Genomic DNA, 15,845 nt, shown 5'->3' on the forward strand with positions numbered 1-15,845 from the left:
GCAGGTGGACGTTCTCGACCGACGCCTCGTCGCCGCCCTCCAGGTCAGCCCGCGCGCCTCATGGGGCGAGATCGGCAGGGTCGTCGGCGAGCACGAACGTACGGTCGCCAGGCGGCTGCAGCGCCTGATCTCCGAGGGGATCGTCCAGGTCACGGCCATCTACGACGACCTGCGCACCGGTCACGGGCGGCCCGTCCACCTGCACGTCCAGGTACGCCCCGGCACGGCGGGCAAGGTGGCCGAGGCGCTGGCCGACCGGCCCGACACGCGCTCGGTCTACGCGCTGACCGGCGCCGCCGACATCGGCTGTGAGCTGGTCTCCCCGTCCCGCGAGGATCTGCATCACGTACTGTCCACGCAGATGTCCGAAATCTACGGCGTGCGGCAGACGCAGGCTCAGGTCGTGCTCCACACGTTCAGGACCGTGGCCGAGTGGCACGCGCCGTACCTCAGCGAGGAGGAGGTGCTCGAACTGCGACCCGCGCCGCCCCCCGAGTGCCTGCCCGACGAGGAGGGCCTGTCGCCCCTGGAGGGGGAGATCGCCCGGCTGCTCGCCGCCGACGGCAGGATCGCCTTCACCACCGTCGCCGAGCGCCTCGACATCTCCGTGCCGACCGCGCGCAGGCGGGTGACCTCGCTGATCGAGCGGCGGCTGCTGCTGCCGCGGGCCGAGGTGGAGCCCGCGCTGCTCGGGCTCGAGGTCGAGGCCATGCTGTGGCTGAAGGTCCGGCCATACGGGCTGGACCTGGTCGGGCAGCGGCTGGCCGGGCACCCGAGCGTGCGTTACTGCGCCGCCACCTCGGGCACCCATTCCCTCATCGTGCAGGTCGTGGCCGCGCACGAGGCCGACCTCTACCGCTTCATGACCGGCGTCGTCGGGCAGTATGACGAGATCGCCGACAGCGACCTCACCCTGATCACCCGCGCCTACAAGCGCGGCCACCTCCACAAGTCCGGATTGCTCACGTTGGATCATCGTTGGGAGAAGACGCCATGACACCTGCCGAGAATGAAGTCGCCGACCTTTGCGCAGAGCTGATCCGCGTGGACAGCAGCAACTACGGGGACGGCACGGGCCCCGGCGAGCGGGCCGCGGCCGAGGTCGTCATGGCCAGGCTGGCCGAGGTCGGGATCGACTCGAAGTACATCGAGAGCGAGCCCGGCCGCGGCAACGTGATCACCCGGGTCGAGGGCACCGACCCGTCCCTGCCCGCCCTGCTCGTGCACGGGCACCTGGACGTCGTGCCCGCCAACGCGGCCGACTGGTCCGTCGACCCCTTCGGCGGCGAGGTGCGCGACGGCTACATCTGGGGCCGCGGCGCCGTGGACATGAAGGACATGGACGCGATGATGCTGGCCGTGCTGCGCCAGCTCAAGCGCGACGGGCGCCGACCGCGCCGCGACCTCGTGTTCGCGTGGGTGGCCGACGAGGAGGCCGGCGGCGTGTACGGCGCCAAATACCTCACCGCGAACCACCCCGAGCTGTTCGAGGGCGTCACCGAGTCGATCAGCGAGGTCGGCGGCTACTCGCTGGAGGTGGACCCGTCCCTGCGGCTCTACCTGATCGAGACGGCCCAGAAGGGCCTGGCCTGGATGAAGCTCATCGCCGACGGCACGGCCGGGCACGGCTCGATGCTCAACTCCGACAACGCCGTGACCGAGATCGCCAAGGCCGTGGCCAGGATCGGCGACCACGACTGGCCGCTCACGTACACGCCGACCGTGCGGCAGTTCCTCACCGAGGTCGCGGACGCGTTCGGGATCCCGTTCGACGAGGACGACCCGCAGCCGATCCTGGACAAGATCGGGCCGCTCGTCCGCTTCGTCGGCGCGACGCTGCGCAACACCACCAACCCGACCCAGCTCGACGCCGGCTACAAGTCGAACGTCATCCCCGGCCAGGCCGCTGCGGTGGTCGACGGGCGGTTCCTGCCCGGGTTCGAGGAGGACTTCTTCAAGACCGTCGACTCGCTGCTCGGGCCGAAGATCCGGCGCGAGTTCGTGCACCACGACATCGCGCTGGAGACCACGTTCGACGGGGCGCTGGTCGAGTCGATGATCGCGGCGCTCAAGGCCGAGGACCCGGCGGCGCGGGCGATCCCGTACTGCATGTCGGGCGGCACCGACAACAAGACGTTCTTCGCGGACCTGGGGGTGCGCGGGTTCGGCTTCGTGCCGCTGCGGCTGCCCGCCGACATGGACTTCGCCTCGATGTTCCACGGCGTGGACGAGCGGGTGCCGGTGGACGCCCTGCAGTTCGGGGTGCGGGTGCTGGACAGGCTGCTCCTAAACTACTGAGTTGTGACCAACGACGCATACACCCTGGCAGATGAGGCCGCCGCGGCTCTCAAGAGCGCGACCGGCCTCGACACCTTCGACGTGGCTCTCGTCATGGGGTCGGGGTGGGTGCCCGCCGCCGATGCCATCGGCGAGACGGTGAGCGAGGTCCCGTTCACCGATCTGCCCGGTTTCCGCGCGCCCGCCGTGGCGGGGCACGGCGGCAAGATCCGCGTCGTGCGCACCTCGGCGGGGCGGCACGCGCTGGTGTTCCTCGGGCGCACGCACCTCTACGAAGGGCTCGGGGTGGACGCGGTCGTCCACGGAGTGCGTACGGCGGCCGCGGCCGGCGTACGCACGCTCGTGCTCACCAACGCCGCCGGCGGCCTGCGCCCCGAGACGCAGAACGTCGGCGACCCGGTCCTGATCAGCGACCACATCAACCTGACCGGGGCCAACCCGATCACCGGCACCACGTTCATCGACCTCACCGAGGTCTACTCGCGCCGCCTGCGCGAGCTGGTGCGCGAGGTCGACCCGAGCCTCTCCGAAGGCGTGTACGTGGCCTTCCGCGGGCCCACGTACGAGACGCCGGCCGAGATCCGCATGCTGCGCACGCTGGGCGGCGACATGGTGGGCATGTCCACCGTCCTGGAGGCCATCGCCGCCAGGGAGGCGAAGCTGGAGGTGCTCGGCGTCTCCCTGGTCACCAACCCCGGCGCGGGGCTGGCGGGCGAGCCGCTCAACCACGAGGAGGTCCTGGAGGTCGGCCGGTCCACGGCGGCCCGCATGGGCGTCCTGCTGGCCAAGGTGGTGGACCGGCTGTGAGCGAGGATCTGGTGCTCGCGGCGCGGGAGTGGCTGGCCCAGGATCCGGATCCGGAGACCCGCGACGAGCTCTCCCGGCTCCTGGACGGCGGCGACCTGGAGGCCCTGCGCGACCGGTTCGGGGCCAAGCTGGAGTTCGGCACGGCGGGCCTGCGGGGAGAGCTGGGCGCGGGTCCCAACCGGATGAACCGCGTCACCGTCATGCGCGCCGCCGCGGGCCTGGCCCGGGTCCTCGGGCCGGGCAAGCACGTGGTCGTCGGCTACGACGCCCGCCACAAGTCCGACGTGTTCGCCCGTGACACGGCCGCCGTCCTGACGGGCGCCGGGCTGCACGCCTCCCTCCTGCCGGCTCCGCTACCCACGCCCGTGCTGGCCTTCGCCGTACGCCACCTCGACGCGGACGCCGGGGTCACGGTCACCGCCAGCCACAACCCGCCGCGCGACAACGGCTACAAGGTCTACTGGGGCGACGGCTCCCAGATCGTGCCCCCGGTCGACGGCGAGATCTCGGCGGCCATCGACGCCGTCGGACGGGTGGACCGGCTCCCGCTGAACGGTCCCGGCACGCTGACGGAGCTCGGCGAGGGCATCGTCGACGACTACCTCGCCGCCGTGACCGCCCTGCCCCTGGGCGAGGCCCGCGACCTGCGCGTGGCATACACGCCCCTGCACGGCGTGGGCGCCGCCACGCTCACCGGCGCGTTCCTGGCCGCCGGCTTCGAGACCCCGGTGGCCGTCGAGGAGCAGCGCGACCCCGACCCCGACTTCCCGACGGTCTCCTTCCCCAATCCGGAGGAGCCCGGCGCGATGGACCTGGCCATCGCGCTGGCCGCCAAGCTGGACGCCGACCTGGTCCTGGCCAACGACCCCGACGCCGACAGGTGCGCGGTGGGGGTCCCGCTGCCCGACGGGACGTGCCGCATGCTGACCGGCGACGAGGTCGGCGGCCTGCTGGCCGAGCACGTGATCACGCAGACCGCCGGCGACCGCATGGTGGCCACCACCATCGTCTCCTCGACCCTGCTGGGCAAGATCGCCCGGGCGCACGGGGTCCGCTACGGCGAGACGCTGACGGGTTTCAAGTGGATCATCAAGGCGGGTCCGGGGCTGGTCTTCGGCTACGAGGAGGCCATCGGCTACAGCGTCGGCTCCGACGCGGGCCTGCCGGTCCGGGACAAGGACGGGATCGGGGCGGCCCTCACGGTCGCGGCCGTCGCCGCGGCGGCCAAGCGCTCCGGCCGTACGCTGCTGGACCTCCTGGACGACCAGGCCCGCCGCTACGGGCTGCACGCGACGTCCCAGCTCTCGTTCCGGGTGTCCGACCTGTCGCTGATCGCTGACGCCATGACCCGCCTGCGCGCCCACCCCCCGACCGCGCTGGGCGGCCGGGCGGTGACGCGTACGGACGACCTGGCGAAGGGCGACGGCGGGCTGCCGCCCACGGACGGGCTGCGATACCTGCTGTCGGGGGACGGCCGCGTGGTCGTCCGCCCTTCGGGCACGGAGCCCAAGCTGAAGTGCTATCTGGAGGTCGTGGTGCCGGTGACGGGGAAGGTCGCGCAGGCGCGCGAGCAGGCGGCTCGCGATCTCGCCGCTCTGAAGGCCGACCTGGCCGCCGGCCTGGGCCTCTGAAGCTACCGCGGACCTGGAGGGGTTTCGTCCTGTGGGGTCAGGGTGCCCGGGTGCCGGGCGGCCTGACCCCGCCGCCACTGCTCCATGACCTGCCGGAAGGCCTCGCTCACGAGGTGGAGGAGCTCGGCGGAGGACTCGAAGCGGACGCCCGCCGGGGTCGCGGCCCCGAGAACCTCGGCTCCGCGCCGCGACGCGGCGGCCAGGGCCTCGTTCATCTGCAGGCCGGCGAGCATGGACCGGAGCCAGATCTCGTCGTCGATGACATAGCGTTCGCGCCGCCTGCCGGGGACCCGTTCCCGCCTGAGCATTCCCTGCTGTTCGAGGAAGGCGATGGCATGCGAGACCGACGCCGGGCTGACGCGTAGCCGCTGGACCAGGTCGGCGGCGGTGAGGGTGCCGGAGTCGGTGATGTACAGGCAGGCCAGCACCCTCGCCATCATCTGGGGCAGCCCCTGCTGGACGAGGAGGGCGGTGAAGGACTCCGTGAAGTCCCGCACCTCTTGGGGGTCGCGCCCGTGGCCGCCGTCGGGGGTCGGCGGCGCCGGAGGCTGAGCCTGCTTGTTACGGCGCGCGCGATGCCGGGTGGCCTCGTGTGCCCGCTCCGCCCCGTAATCGTCGGGTCCGCCGTTGCGGGTGACCTCCCGCATGATGGTCGAGGCGGGCCGCTCCAGACGCCGGCCGATCTCCGCGTATCCGAGCCCCTCGGCCAGCCCTGCGGCGATGTGCTGACGGTCCTCGTTGGTGAGTCTGCCTCCGGGCATCGGTGCTCGTCTCCTGTCGCTCGCCGTGCGGCCCCGCTGCACAGTATGCAGTCGCGCGGATTCTCATTGCAATCCACATCTTGATCACCTTTTGCGTTCAGCTTCATTGTCATTGCAAAGCAGATCCATATTTACCGGCTCTAGCTAGCCAAACAGGCCAGCTTTGCTTGTTGACCGATCAGTGAACGCAATGTAGTGTCGCAGTCGTTCAGAAATACCCGAACAATGTGCGCAAGGAGATTCATGATGGAACACAGCAACGGCGGCTTCTCCGAAGCGGGGCTGCGCAGGCTGCGTGAGGTGCTGACGCGGCATGTCGAGTCCGGGAAGATCCCCGGGCTGGTCGCCCTGGTCGGCCGGGGCGATGAGACGCACGTTGAGGCGATCGGGACGATGCGTCATGACGGTGGCGCGCCGATGCGCCGGGACACGATCTTCCGGATGGCCTCCACGTCCAAGCCGGTCTCGATCGCGGCGGCGATGGTGCTCCTGGATGAGTGCCGGTTGCGGCTGGACGACGTGGTGGACGCGTGGCTGCCGGAGCTGGCCGACCGTCAGGTGCTGAAGCGGATCGACGGGCCGCTGGACGACACCGTGCCGGCGCGCCGGCCGATCACCGTGCGGGACGTGCTGACCTCCACGTTCGGGCTCGGCATGGACATGACGGCGCTGGGCACGCCGATCCTGAACGCGATCTTCGAGCGGGGTCTCACGCCCAATCTGCCGGTGCCGGTGCCCGAGCAGGATGAATGGATGCGCCGCCTGGGCGAGCTGCCGCTGATGCACCAGCCCGGCGAGTGCTGGCAGTACCAGATCAGCAGCGATCTGGTCGGCGTGCTGGTCTCCCGGGTCACGGGCCGGTCGTTCGAGGAGTTCCTGCGCGAGCGCGTCTTCGAGCCGCTGGGGATGACCGACACCGGCTTCCACGTGCCCGACGACAAGATCGACCGGCTGCCGGACCTGTACGCCCCCGACCCGCAGACCGGCGAGTTCCTCGTGTGGGACGAGGCCAAGGGCGGGCGGTGGAACCAGGCTCCGGCGTTCCAGGGCGGCGGCGGTGGGCTGGTCTCCACCGCCGACGACTACCACGCCTACTTCCGGATGCTGCTCAACGGCGGCATGCACGGCGGCGAGCGGATCCTGTCGCGGCCCGCGGTGGAGTTGATGACCACCAACCGGCTCACGGCCGAGCAGCAGGCCGCCCGGCACGCGCTGGCGGTCAACAGCGTCCACGTGTCCTTCGGCCAGGGGCAGCAGGGCGGCTGGGGCCTGGGGATGGCGGTGCGCACGTACCGCGGCGACTACGCCTCCGTCGGCCAGTTCGGCTGGGACGGCGGAAGCGGCACCTCGACCTACGCCGACCCGGCCAAGCGGCTCACCGGAATCCTGCTCACCCAGGTCGGATACACCGTCCCGGACCCGGCGCGGCTGATGAACGACTTCTGGACCACGCTCTACCAGGCCATCGACGACTGACCGCAGCACGGGGTCCGCTCCGGACCCCGCTCCCCCTCGAAGGTCAGGCCAGGCGGAACTGGAGGTCGGTGTCCCAGTTGTTCAGGTCGGGCTCGACCATGGGGTTGGTCTTGTAGAACTCCAGGCGGCAGCCCCAGTGCTCCGTCCCGTCCTTCTCGGTCATGTCCCAGGTCAGGGCCTGCTCCTCGGTCCACTTCAGCAGCCCGGCGATGACGTTCCTCAGCTGGTCCGGGTGGCCGTGGTGGGAGGTGGTGACGTAGCGGCCCGCGGGCAGAACGTCGGCGAAGATCTCGCCCTCACCCGCCACCGGCGCCGGAACGGGCACTCCCGCCTGCACCACCAGCCGGTCCTCCGCCATGTTGATGCTGTCGTACCTGAAGAACGGGGCGTCTGCCGGGGACACCCCGCGCTCGGCGAGCCAGCCGATGAGCCCACCGATGCGGTCCCCGACCAGGCCGAAGCTGGTCATGGTGATGGTCTTGCGGATCCCGATGTAGGGTCGCTCGGGAAATTCGACGATCTGTGGCATGTCGTGTTCCTCCTTCGTCCTTCAGACCGGGCGCGCTGCCGAAACTCATCGACTACGCCGACGTCACTTCGATCTGGAGCTCGGTGACCCACTCGTCCTGGTCTTCCGGGCAGTGCAGAGAGATCTCCCTGGCCAGGCCCAGGGAGCGATAGCCGTTCTCCTCGATCCAGTGGGCCAGCGCCTGGAACGTCGGCCCCACCGCCTCCATCGGCCCCTCGTGGATGATCGCGGCCGCGGTCTCGATGGGAGGCAGGTCGACGATCTCGAAGTCGTAGGGGCCGGGCGGCACGGAAACCGGCAGGCACGTGTGCACCATGACGGAGCCGTCGTCGTCCGGCACGTAATAGGCCAGGCCGGGAGCCACGACACTCACCCCGGCGGCCTCCACCCGGCGGCAGATCTCCCGGAACAGCGGCTTGATGACCGGGCCGATGTCCTCCCCCTCGTAGCTGGCCGCCCTGGCGCTGAGCTCGGCGACCCGGACCGGGTCCACCCTCTTGAGCACGACTTCGGCTGTCCTCATGTGCCCTTCCGTCTCGATGGTGCGCAGTCGCGCCTCGACGCCTCGGAGCCTGGCCAGGTCGGCGCTGATCTGGGCTTCGAGCTGGGCGCGGCGCAGCCGTACCATGCCGTGCAGCTCCTCCGTGCTCACCTTCTCGTCGAGGATGGCGCTGACCTGCTCCAGCGTGAAGCCGAGGTCCTTGATCGCGACGATGCGGTTGAGCCGGGACAGCTGCGCGGCCTGGTAGGACCGGTAGCCGCTGACGGGGTCCACGTGCGCGGGGCGCAGCAGGCCGATGGCGTCGTAGTGACGCAACATGCGTACCGAGACCAGTCCGAGCCTGGCGAAATCTCCGATGCTGAACATGACGGCTCCAGGTCTACGGCCTGACACGGTGTCAGGGTCAACCTATGGCGATTTCGTAAGGCATGGGGTATTTTTCCCATCATGGTCGACCGAACGTTCGGTAGGACTGCCAGCGAGGATGCGAACCGGCGGATCAGGACGGCGGCGGTGCTGCTGTTCGCCCGGCAGGGCTACGCGGCCACGAGCATCCGCGACCTGGCCAAAGCGGTCAGCATGACCAATGCCGGGATATATCACCACGTGACGAGCAAGGAGTCCCTGCTCGCCGACCTCATGCGCGTCGGCCAGCAAGGGCTGATCGACGCCACGGAACGCATGCTGGAAAACGTCCACAGCCCCACCGACCGCCTGGCCCTGCTGGTCGGCTCCCTCACCTCCGTCCACGCGCTCAGCCCCATGACCAGCCGCGTCATGGACGGCGAACTCCGCTCCCTCACCCCCGGCTCCGCCGCTTACGACGAGATCATCGCCCTGCGCGACGCGTACGAGGCCCACTGGAAGGACGCCCTCGCGGACGGCGTCGCCCAGGGCGTGTTCCGCGTCGCCGACCAGAAGCTGACCCGCCTGGCCCTGATGTCCATGTGCACCGGCACCAGCGAGTGGTACCGCCCCGACGGGGACTCCACGCTGGAGCAGGTGTGCGCCGAGTTCGTCACGATCGGCCTGGCCGCCGTCCGCGCGCCCGCCCCGGCCGGGGCCACCCTCGACCTCTCCCTGCTGCCCGACTTCCCGTGGGAGCCGCCGGATGCACGCAACGATCCCCGACCTGATGAGGCACGCCGCTAGCACGTACGGCACGCGCGAGTTCCTCCGCTTCCCCGACACCTCGCTCACCTTCGCCGAGGCGGACGCCCGGTCCGACGGCCTGGCCGCCGCGCTGATCGACAAGGGCGTCCGGCCGGGCGACCGGGTGGCGATCATGATGGACAACGTCCCCGGCTGGCCGCTGAGCTGGCTGGCCGTGCTCAAGGCGGGCGCGGTCACCGTGCCGGTGAACGTCCGCTACCGGGCCGCCGACCTGGAGCACGTCCTGCGCGACTCGGGCGCCGTGGCCACCCTGACCACCGACGAGCACGCCCCGCACATCCCGGGTACGGTCTACGTCCTCGACGCCGAACCCCATGGCAAGCGCCCGGTTTTGACCCACGAAATCGCGAATTTTCAGTACACGTCGGGGACCACCGGCTTCCCCAAGGCCTGCATGCTCACCCACGCCTACTGGCTCAGGACCGCCCGGCTGATCGCCGACCAGGTCCGCCTGCGTGACGACGACGTCATGCTGATCGCCCAGCCGTACTCGTACATCGACCCCCAGTGGGCCACCCTCTTCTGCCTGGTCGGCGGCATCCCCCTCGTCGTGCTCCCCCGCTTCTCCGCCTCCGGCTTCTGGGCCTCGGTCCGGGAGCACGGGACGACGCTCACGTACGTACTCGGCTCGATGCCCCTCCTCCTGCACAAGCAGCCGCCCCACCCCCACGACCGCGACAACCGGATGCGCCTCGTGCTCTGCTCGGGCATCCGGCCGGACCTGCACCGGGCGTTCGAGGAGCGCTGGGGCGCGCCGTGGCGCGAGCTGTACGGATCCACGGAGAGCGGGCCCGACCTGGGGGTGCCCGTCGACGCCGTGGAGACGGTCGGCACCGGCGCCATGGGGCTCGCGTACCCGGGCAAGGAGGTCACGCTGGACGAGGAGACCGGCGAGATCCTGGTCAGGGGCACACCCATGATGAACGGCTACTGGAACCACCCGGAGGCCACCGCCCACGCGTTCAGGGGCGGCTGGTACCACACGGGCGACCTCGGCTTCCGCGACGAGCACGGCTACATCCACCATTCCGGGCGATTGAAGGACATGGTGCGCAGAGGTGGCGAGAACATCTCGTGCGCCGAGGTGGAGGGCGTGCTCACCGAGCACCCCGCGGTCCTCCAGGCCGCGCTGGTGCCCGTTCCGGACGACCTGTTCGGCGAGCTGCCCAAGGCGTTCATCCAGCTCCGCCCGGGACACGTCCCCGACGCCGGGACGGCCGGGAGCATCATCGGCCACGCCAGGGAGCGGCTGGCCCGCTTCAAGATCCCGGAGTACGTGGAGTTCGTGGCGGAGTTCACGCTCACCCCGTCGTCCCGCATCGAGAAGCGCCACCTCCTCACCCCGGAACGAGACCAGCGCGCCGCCCCCGCCATCGCGATCCCCAAGGAGAGAGCATGATCGAAGTGACCGAACGCGACGAGGCGGCCGTCATCACCCTCGCGCGCCCGAAGAAGCTCAACGCCCTCACCGCGGGCATGCGCCGCGACCTGGCGGCCGCGATCCGCGCGTGCGGCCAGGACGTCAGAGGCGTCGTGGTCACCGGCACCGGCCGGGCGTTCTCGGCCGGGGAGGACATCCACGAGGCCGCCGGAAAGTCGCTGGTCGAGGAGGTGGAGCTCTTCCACGACATGACCAGGGCGGTGCTGGAGACGCGGGTCCCGGTCGTGGCGGCGGTCAACGGCCTGGCCGTGGGCGGGGCCGCCGAGTGGACGCTGTGCTTCGACACCCGCATCGGCACCCCGGCGACCGAGTACTTCCTGCCGGAGAACCACATCGGCCTGTCCGTCTCGAACGCCTCCAGCTACCTGCTCCCCCGCCTGGTGGGCGCCAGGGCGCTGAAGCTGGTGCTCGACTCGACCCGGATGACCGCCGAGCAGGCCCTGGCCACGGGCCTGCTGGACGAGATCGTCCCCCAGGAGCGGCTGCTGGACGCGGCGATCGAACGCGTACGCCACTGGACCCGGCCGGGCACGGCCACGGCGGTCCACCTGGCACTTCTCAGGCCGTCCCGGGACGAGGTCGAGCGTGCCTTCGCGAGGGAGACGGAGGCCGCCAAGCAGGTCGAGGAGTCGGGCATCGCCCAGGAGGGCATGTCCCGCTTCGTCAACCGGGCTAGGCGATGACGATCGCCACCACCAGCAGGACCACGGCCGCCGCCAGCACCGCGATGGAGTCGTAGGACCACGTGACCCGGGCCGGCGCCGCCTCTTCCTCGCGGCGCCTGGCCGACTCGGCGCGGTCGCGGATCTGGCCGCCCACCCAGTCGGCGTGCGTCTTGCCCGCGAACGCCTCCACGGCCGCCTGCTCGGCCTTCGACAGCGTGGGCTCGGTGCTGAAGCGTCCGCGCTGCTGCCTGGGCGCCCCACGCCGCTGCGCCCTGGCCCGCTCCCGCGCGCTGCTCATCGGCGTCCACAACCGCAGCACCCGCTCGTCGCCGTACTCGACGTTGATCGAGTGGGACACCGTCACGTCCTCGATCGAGGCCCACGGCAGGAACGTCGTGCGCAGCGGGTTGCGCCCGATCAGCCCCGCCTCCGTGAACACGGTGGCGGGGCGCATCGCGATCACGTAGACCAGCGCGGTCAGCGCGCCGAGCACGGCCAGCGCCACCAGCGACGACTTGCCGGTGTAGTGGGCGATCAGGTCCCAGACGTTGAACGCGACGAAGGCCAGCCACACCCAGGCGAGCACGAACGCGGTCTTGGACCGGTAGGTCTGTTTCACGGCTGCCACTTGAGCTGCGCGAACCCCGGCTTGATGACCCCGTTGATCAGCGCCAGCCGCTCGTCGAACGGCAGGAACGCCGACTTCATCGCGTTGACCGTGAACCACTGCAGGTCGTCCCAGCCGTAGCCGAACGCCTCCACCAGCTTGGCGAACTCCTGCGACACGCTCGTCGAGCTCATCAGCCGGTTGTCGGTGTTGACCGTGACCCTGAAGTGCAGCCGCCGCAGCAGCCCGATGGGGTGCTGGGCGATCGACGGGGCGGCCCCGGTCTGCAGGTTGGAGGTGGGGCACATCTCCAGCGGGATGCGCTTGTCACGCACGTACGCGGCCAGCCGTCCCAGCTTGGCGGAGCCGTCCTCGGACACGGAGATGTCGTCGATGATCCGTACGCCGTGGCCGAGCCGGTCGGCGCCGCACCACTGGATCGCCTGCCAGATCGACGGCAGCCCGAACGCCTCGCCCGCGTGGATGGTGAAGTGGGCGTTCTCCCGCTGGAGGTATTCGAACGCGTCGAGATGCCGCGTGGGCGGGTAGCCCGCCTCGGCCCCCGCGATGTCGAACCCCACCACGCCCACGTCGCGGTAGCGCACGGCCAGCTCGGCGATCTCCATGGACCGCGCCTGGTGCCGCATGGCCGTCAGGAGCGTGCCGACCCGGATCCCGCGCCCCTCCGAGCCCTGCTTGAACCCTTCGAGCACCGCCTCGACCACCTGGTCGAGGCTCAGCCCGCGCGTGGTGTGCTGCTCGGGCGCGTACCGCACCTCGGCGTAGACCACGCCGTCGGCCGCGAGGTCCTGAGCGCACTCGGCGGCCACGCGGACGAGCGACTCGCGCGTCTGCATGACCCCCACGGTGTGGGCGAACGTCTCCAGATAGCGCTCGAGCGAGCCGGAGTCGGCCGCCTCCTCGAACCAGTGGCGCAGGCGGTCGGGGTCGTCGGTGGGCAGCCGATCGTAGCCGGTCTCCCTGGCCAGCTCGACGATCGTCTCGGCGCGGAGCCCGCCGTCGAGGTGATCGTGCAGCAGCACCTTGGGAGCCCGCCGGATCTCGTCAAGCGTGGGACTCATCTGGCCATGATAGGGCGTCCCTCGCGTACGGTTCAGTCGCGCCCTGCGCTCTCGGCGGAGAAGGCCGGCAGGCACACCGCGATGTACTCGGCACCCTCGGGACCTGCGCTGTAACGGACCCTCTCCCCCGGCGACGTCACCACCGACTGCCCGGCCGCGACCTCCGTCGTGCCCTCGGCGTGCTCCACCATCACCAGGCCGCGCAGCACCACCGTGTACTCGATGAACTGCGGCCGCTGAGGCGGCTCCTCCCAGCCGGGCGGGGCGGTCATGTGCGCTATGGAGATCCCGTCGTCGCCGCTGCTGACGCGGCCGATGTGCTCGTCGATGAGCTTGCCGCCGGGTACGGGTATGCGGGCCGGGCCCTCGATCTTTCTCACCACGACGTCAGTGTGCCACGTCGATGATCAGGCGGCTGGGACCGCCCTGCTCCTTGACCTGGAACGCGGCCTTCCTCGCCAGCACCAGGCCGATGCCGACGCGTCCCTCGAAGTCGCCGGTCCTGACGACGTCGGTGAGGTTGAGCAGGCCGGTGGGGAAGACGGGGCCGCCCTTCCAGGTGGGCTTGCCCTTCGTGTCATGGGCGTTCGCGGGGACGAGCGTGACCTGAAGGTACGCGCCGCCGCTCACGTCCATGGGCTTGCCCGAGCCGTCCTCGACGAATTCGTCCACCCACTCGACGCTGTAGCCCGGGACCTTGCCCTTGAGGTCGATGACCAGGCGGTCGTACGTGCCGTGACCGGCGAACCGGACGCCCGTGACGACGGCGGGCTCGATCCCGTCGCGCTGGACGTCCACCTCGGCCGTGCTCGTCGGCGTGTCGGGCTCCGGCCGGTCCGTCCCGGTGGCGGCGGGCTGCTGCGGCAGAGCGGTCTGGACGGCCTGGCCGCAGGCGGTGAGCAGGGTCAGGCAGGCGAGCGAGGCGAGAAGCCGGGAGCCCGCTCGCGGGGATGACGGGCGCATACCTCCAAGATGCCCGGCCTGCGGTCCCGCATGCGACCGGGCTTCCCGCCCTGCCGAGTACCCTGATCACCCCACGAGGAGTTATATACGTGAAAAAGTCTGGCGATTTACCGATCTTTCTGACCAACTACTCGCCGTCGTTCGCGCGGACCGCGTACCTGCTGACGGGTGACGCGGACCGGGCCCGCGAACTGGCGGTCGAGGCGCTGGTCACGGCGTGCCGCCGCTGGTCCACCATCCGCTGGGGCCAGCCGGCCGTGGAGGTGCTGCGTGAGTTGTACGCGCGCTTCCTGGCCGCCGCGCCGCCGCCCGCACCCGAGGACCACGCGCTGGCCACGCTGCCGCCCACGGCGCGAGCCGTGCTCGTGGCGCGCTATCACGACGCGCTGCCGCCGGAGCAGGTGGCCATGGTGACGGGCCTGTGGACGGCCGCCCTGGACGAGGAGGCGCACCAGGCCCTCGCCCTCCTCCGGGCCGCGCACCCCGACCTCTTCACCCGCGCCGAAACGCCGGCGCCCCCGGAGCTCCCGGAGCCCCCGGAGCCAGGCGATGCCCCGTCCCCGGAGCCGGATGACGCCCCGCCTCCGCAGCCGGATGGTGACGCGCCCTCGGAGCCGGACGGTGACGTGCGGGAGGCGGCGGCGGACCAGGCGCCGTGGGTCGCCCCCGAGGATCCGCCGGGCACCGCTCAAGAGACGGAAGCCACCCCGTGGGCAGTCCCCGCCCAGGGGTCGGACACCGACGAGCCCGGCCTGCGTGCCGCCCTGGTCGGGATCGCGGCCGGCATGCCGCACACCAACCTCTCCGAGCCCGTCCTGACCCGCATCGGCAGGCGGCGCAGGCTCCGCGTCACCCTGTGGGCGGCCGCGTCGGCTGGGGCCGTCGGCGCGCTCGCGGCCCTGGTCGTGATCGCGGCGAGCACCCTGGCGGGCAACCTGGAGAAGGCGGCCGATGACGGCAGCACCGCCCTCACGCCGCCGGACGAGGTCCCCATGGCGATGCCGGACAAGCTGGGCGACCCCGTCCGGTACGCGTACACGGACTACTGCGAGGGCGCCTCCTCCGACCCCGGCGACCCGCAGCCCTGCGGCCAGTGGCGGCTGACGACCCTGTCGGGCAAGGAGTGGCGGCTGCAGGCCGCGCGGGCCGGCTACGACGAGGACACGCTCGTCGCCCTGCCCCTCGCCATCAGCCAGGACGGCCACCGCCTGGCCTACCGGCACCGCGACGGCTCGTACGTCGTGCACGACCTGCCGACGGGCGTCGTCAAGAAGATCGACATCAAGCACGAGGAGACGCTCCCGCACATCACCTCCTCGCCGAACGGCCGGTACTTCGCCCTCGACTTCGGCGCGGCCGACGGCGCGATGCTCGACTTCGACACCGGCGCGACCCGGCACGTCAGCGGAAAGAAGATCAAGATCCTGGCCGTGGGGAACGACGGCACGCGGGTGGTCAGCGACGAGGTGGACGTGGACGACGTACCGGGCCACGCGTCGGTCGCCACCCTCACGCTCCAGGGCGCGAGGGGCCGCGCGGGCGGTTACCGCGTCGATCCCGGCCTCCTCGAGTACGGCGCCGCGCTCTCCCCGGACGGCCGCACGCTGGCTCTGGTGTCGGCCGACGAGCGGCTCGTCACCATGAACGCCCGCACCGGCCGCGTCTTCGGCTCCCGCACGGCGCTCGACGACTACGGCGTGATCGCGGTCGAGCGCTGGCTCAGCGCCGACGAGGTCCTCGTACGCCAGCCCGACGAGGACGACGAGGACGCCTACCTGACCAAGGTGGACGTCCGGTCGGGCAAGAGCGCCGACTTCGGGGGCGAGGAGTGGATCGGCTACGACTCCCCGCTCGGCGCGCTGAAATGACGAGAAAGGGCCCCGCCGGAACGACGGAGCCCTTTCAAGTGA

General features: G+C 70.9%; 16 protein-coding genes. 9 read left to right on the forward strand and 7 right to left on the reverse strand.

Features of this window, described 5'->3' with window-relative positions; translation table 11 throughout:
• Positions 1-4 precede the first annotated feature (4 nt).
• Genes AB0L65_RS11335 through AB0L65_RS11350 form a run of 4 tightly spaced genes read left to right on the forward strand, consistent with a single transcriptional unit; the run spans position 5 to position 4,736 of the window.
• The gene (locus tag AB0L65_RS11335) at positions 5-997 is read left to right on the forward strand and encodes an Lrp/AsnC family transcriptional regulator (RefSeq protein ID WP_364243343.1); all 993 of its coding nucleotides are present in this window, start codon (positions 5-7) and stop codon (positions 995-997) included.
• Positions 994-2,298 carry a M20/M25/M40 family metallo-hydrolase gene (locus AB0L65_RS11340; protein WP_364243346.1) on the forward strand — a complete coding sequence of 435 codons (1,305 nt, stop codon included), beginning with the start codon at positions 994-996 and terminating at the stop codon, positions 2,296-2,298. The genes AB0L65_RS11335 and AB0L65_RS11340 overlap by 4 nt, the downstream gene beginning before the upstream one ends.
• A gap of 3 nt (positions 2,299-2,301) precedes the next feature.
• Complete coding sequence (locus tag AB0L65_RS11345) at positions 2,302-3,105, forward strand: purine-nucleoside phosphorylase (RefSeq protein ID WP_355190511.1); 804 nt, start codon at positions 2,302-2,304, stop codon at positions 3,103-3,105.
• The gene (locus AB0L65_RS11350) at positions 3,102-4,736 is read left to right on the forward strand and encodes a phospho-sugar mutase (protein WP_364243350.1); all 1,635 of its coding nucleotides are present in this window, start codon (positions 3,102-3,104) and stop codon (positions 4,734-4,736) included. The genes AB0L65_RS11345 and AB0L65_RS11350 overlap by 4 nt, the downstream gene beginning before the upstream one ends.
• Positions 4,737-4,738: 2 nt before the next feature.
• Here the strand turns inward: AB0L65_RS11350 and AB0L65_RS11355 are convergent, their stop codons facing one another.
• Positions 4,739-5,497 carry a helix-turn-helix domain-containing protein gene (locus AB0L65_RS11355; protein WP_364243353.1) on the reverse strand — a complete coding sequence of 253 codons (759 nt, stop codon included), beginning with the start codon at positions 5,495-5,497 and terminating at the stop codon, positions 4,739-4,741.
• Between the two features lie 246 nt (positions 5,498-5,743).
• Here AB0L65_RS11355 and AB0L65_RS11360 point away from each other — a divergent pair, with 246 nt between their 5' ends.
• The gene (locus AB0L65_RS11360) at positions 5,744-6,973 is read left to right on the forward strand and encodes a serine hydrolase domain-containing protein (protein ID WP_364243802.1); all 1,230 of its coding nucleotides are present in this window, start codon (positions 5,744-5,746) and stop codon (positions 6,971-6,973) included.
• A gap of 43 nt (positions 6,974-7,016) precedes the next feature.
• Here AB0L65_RS11360 and AB0L65_RS11365 read toward each other — a convergent pair whose 3' ends face one another.
• Complete coding sequence (locus AB0L65_RS11365; protein ID WP_364243356.1) at positions 7,017-7,502, reverse strand: GyrI-like domain-containing protein; 486 nt, start codon at positions 7,500-7,502, stop codon at positions 7,017-7,019.
• A 52-nt stretch (positions 7,503-7,554) separates the two neighbouring features.
• Positions 7,555-8,370 carry a MerR family transcriptional regulator gene (locus tag AB0L65_RS11370; protein ID WP_355190503.1) on the reverse strand — a complete coding sequence of 272 codons (816 nt, stop codon included), beginning with the start codon at positions 8,368-8,370 and terminating at the stop codon, positions 7,555-7,557.
• An 81-nt stretch (positions 8,371-8,451) separates the two neighbouring features.
• Here AB0L65_RS11370 and AB0L65_RS11375 point away from each other — a divergent pair, with 81 nt between their 5' ends.
• The 3 genes from AB0L65_RS11375 to AB0L65_RS11385 are packed head-to-tail and all read left to right on the forward strand — an operon-like array spanning position 8,452 to position 11,301.
• Positions 8,452-9,156: a TetR/AcrR family transcriptional regulator gene (locus AB0L65_RS11375; protein ID WP_364243359.1), complete on the forward strand. Its 705-nt coding sequence runs from the start codon at positions 8,452-8,454 to the stop codon at positions 9,154-9,156.
• Positions 9,116-10,576: an AMP-binding protein gene (locus AB0L65_RS11380; protein WP_364243362.1), complete on the forward strand. Its 1,461-nt coding sequence runs from the start codon at positions 9,116-9,118 to the stop codon at positions 10,574-10,576. Before AB0L65_RS11375 ends, AB0L65_RS11380 begins: the two co-directional genes overlap by 41 nt.
• Positions 10,573-11,301 carry an enoyl-CoA hydratase/isomerase family protein gene (locus tag AB0L65_RS11385; protein WP_364243365.1) on the forward strand — a complete coding sequence of 243 codons (729 nt, stop codon included), beginning with the start codon at positions 10,573-10,575 and terminating at the stop codon, positions 11,299-11,301. Before AB0L65_RS11380 ends, AB0L65_RS11385 begins: the two co-directional genes overlap by 4 nt.
• On the opposite strand, the gene AB0L65_RS11390 is transcribed toward AB0L65_RS11385, so the two are convergent.
• Genes AB0L65_RS11390 through AB0L65_RS11405 form a run of 4 tightly spaced genes read right to left on the reverse strand, consistent with a single transcriptional unit; the run spans position 11,291 to position 13,935 of the window.
• Positions 11,291-11,902 (reverse strand): PH domain-containing protein, encoded by a 612-nt coding sequence (locus AB0L65_RS11390; RefSeq protein ID WP_364243368.1) that lies wholly within the window; start codon positions 11,900-11,902, stop codon positions 11,291-11,293. The two genes, AB0L65_RS11385 and AB0L65_RS11390, sit on opposite strands and share 11 nt — an antisense overlap.
• Positions 11,899-12,972, reverse strand: a complete 1,074-nt coding sequence (locus AB0L65_RS11395; RefSeq protein ID WP_350731313.1) for an adenosine deaminase — start codon at positions 12,970-12,972, stop codon at positions 11,899-11,901. The genes AB0L65_RS11390 and AB0L65_RS11395 overlap by 4 nt, the downstream gene beginning before the upstream one ends.
• A 32-nt stretch (positions 12,973-13,004) precedes the next feature.
• Complete coding sequence (locus AB0L65_RS11400) at positions 13,005-13,355, reverse strand: cupin (protein ID WP_350731311.1); 351 nt, start codon at positions 13,353-13,355, stop codon at positions 13,005-13,007.
• A 4-nt stretch (positions 13,356-13,359) separates the two neighbouring features.
• Entirely contained in the window at positions 13,360-13,935 is a 576-nt protein-coding gene (locus AB0L65_RS11405; RefSeq protein WP_364243371.1) for a hypothetical protein, read from the reverse strand.
• An 89-nt stretch (positions 13,936-14,024) separates the two neighbouring features.
• Between AB0L65_RS11405 and AB0L65_RS11410 the strand changes: the two genes are divergently transcribed.
• The gene (locus tag AB0L65_RS11410) at positions 14,025-15,803 is read left to right on the forward strand and encodes a hypothetical protein (RefSeq protein ID WP_364243373.1); all 1,779 of its coding nucleotides are present in this window, start codon (positions 14,025-14,027) and stop codon (positions 15,801-15,803) included.
• The last annotated feature ends 42 nt before the right edge of the window (positions 15,804-15,845 follow it).

The sequence above is a fragment of the Nonomuraea sp. NPDC052116 genome (assembly GCF_040680035.1).
In the GTDB taxonomy this organism is placed as follows: domain Bacteria; phylum Actinomycetota; class Actinomycetes; order Streptosporangiales; family Streptosporangiaceae; genus Nonomuraea; species Nonomuraea angiospora_A.

Bases quoted from the DNA above. Each gene is read 5' to 3' on its own strand.
- AB0L65_RS11385 (WP_364243365.1), top strand. From the start codon at position 10,573: ATGATCGAAGTGACCGAACGCGACGAGGCGGCCGTCATCACCCTCGCG.
- AB0L65_RS11405 (WP_364243371.1), bottom strand. From the start codon at position 13,935: ATGCGCCCGTCATCCCCGCGAGCGGGCTCCCGGCTTCTCGCCTCGCTC.
- AB0L65_RS11370 (WP_355190503.1), bottom strand. From the start codon at position 8,370: ATGTTCAGCATCGGAGATTTCGCCAGGCTCGGACTGGTCTCGGTACGC.
- AB0L65_RS11340 (WP_364243346.1), top strand. From the start codon at position 994: ATGACACCTGCCGAGAATGAAGTCGCCGACCTTTGCGCAGAGCTGATC.
- AB0L65_RS11360 (WP_364243802.1), top strand. From the start codon at position 5,744: ATGGAACACAGCAACGGCGGCTTCTCCGAAGCGGGGCTGCGCAGGCTG.
- AB0L65_RS11395 (WP_350731313.1), bottom strand. From the start codon at position 12,972: ATGAGTCCCACGCTTGACGAGATCCGGCGGGCTCCCAAGGTGCTGCTG.
- AB0L65_RS11355 (WP_364243353.1), bottom strand. From the start codon at position 5,497: ATGCCCGGAGGCAGACTCACCAACGAGGACCGTCAGCACATCGCCGCA.
- AB0L65_RS11380 (WP_364243362.1), top strand. From the start codon at position 9,116: ATGCACGCAACGATCCCCGACCTGATGAGGCACGCCGCTAGCACGTAC.
- AB0L65_RS11375 (WP_364243359.1), top strand. From the start codon at position 8,452: ATGGTCGACCGAACGTTCGGTAGGACTGCCAGCGAGGATGCGAACCGG.
- AB0L65_RS11365 (WP_364243356.1), bottom strand. From the start codon at position 7,502: ATGCCACAGATCGTCGAATTTCCCGAGCGACCCTACATCGGGATCCGC.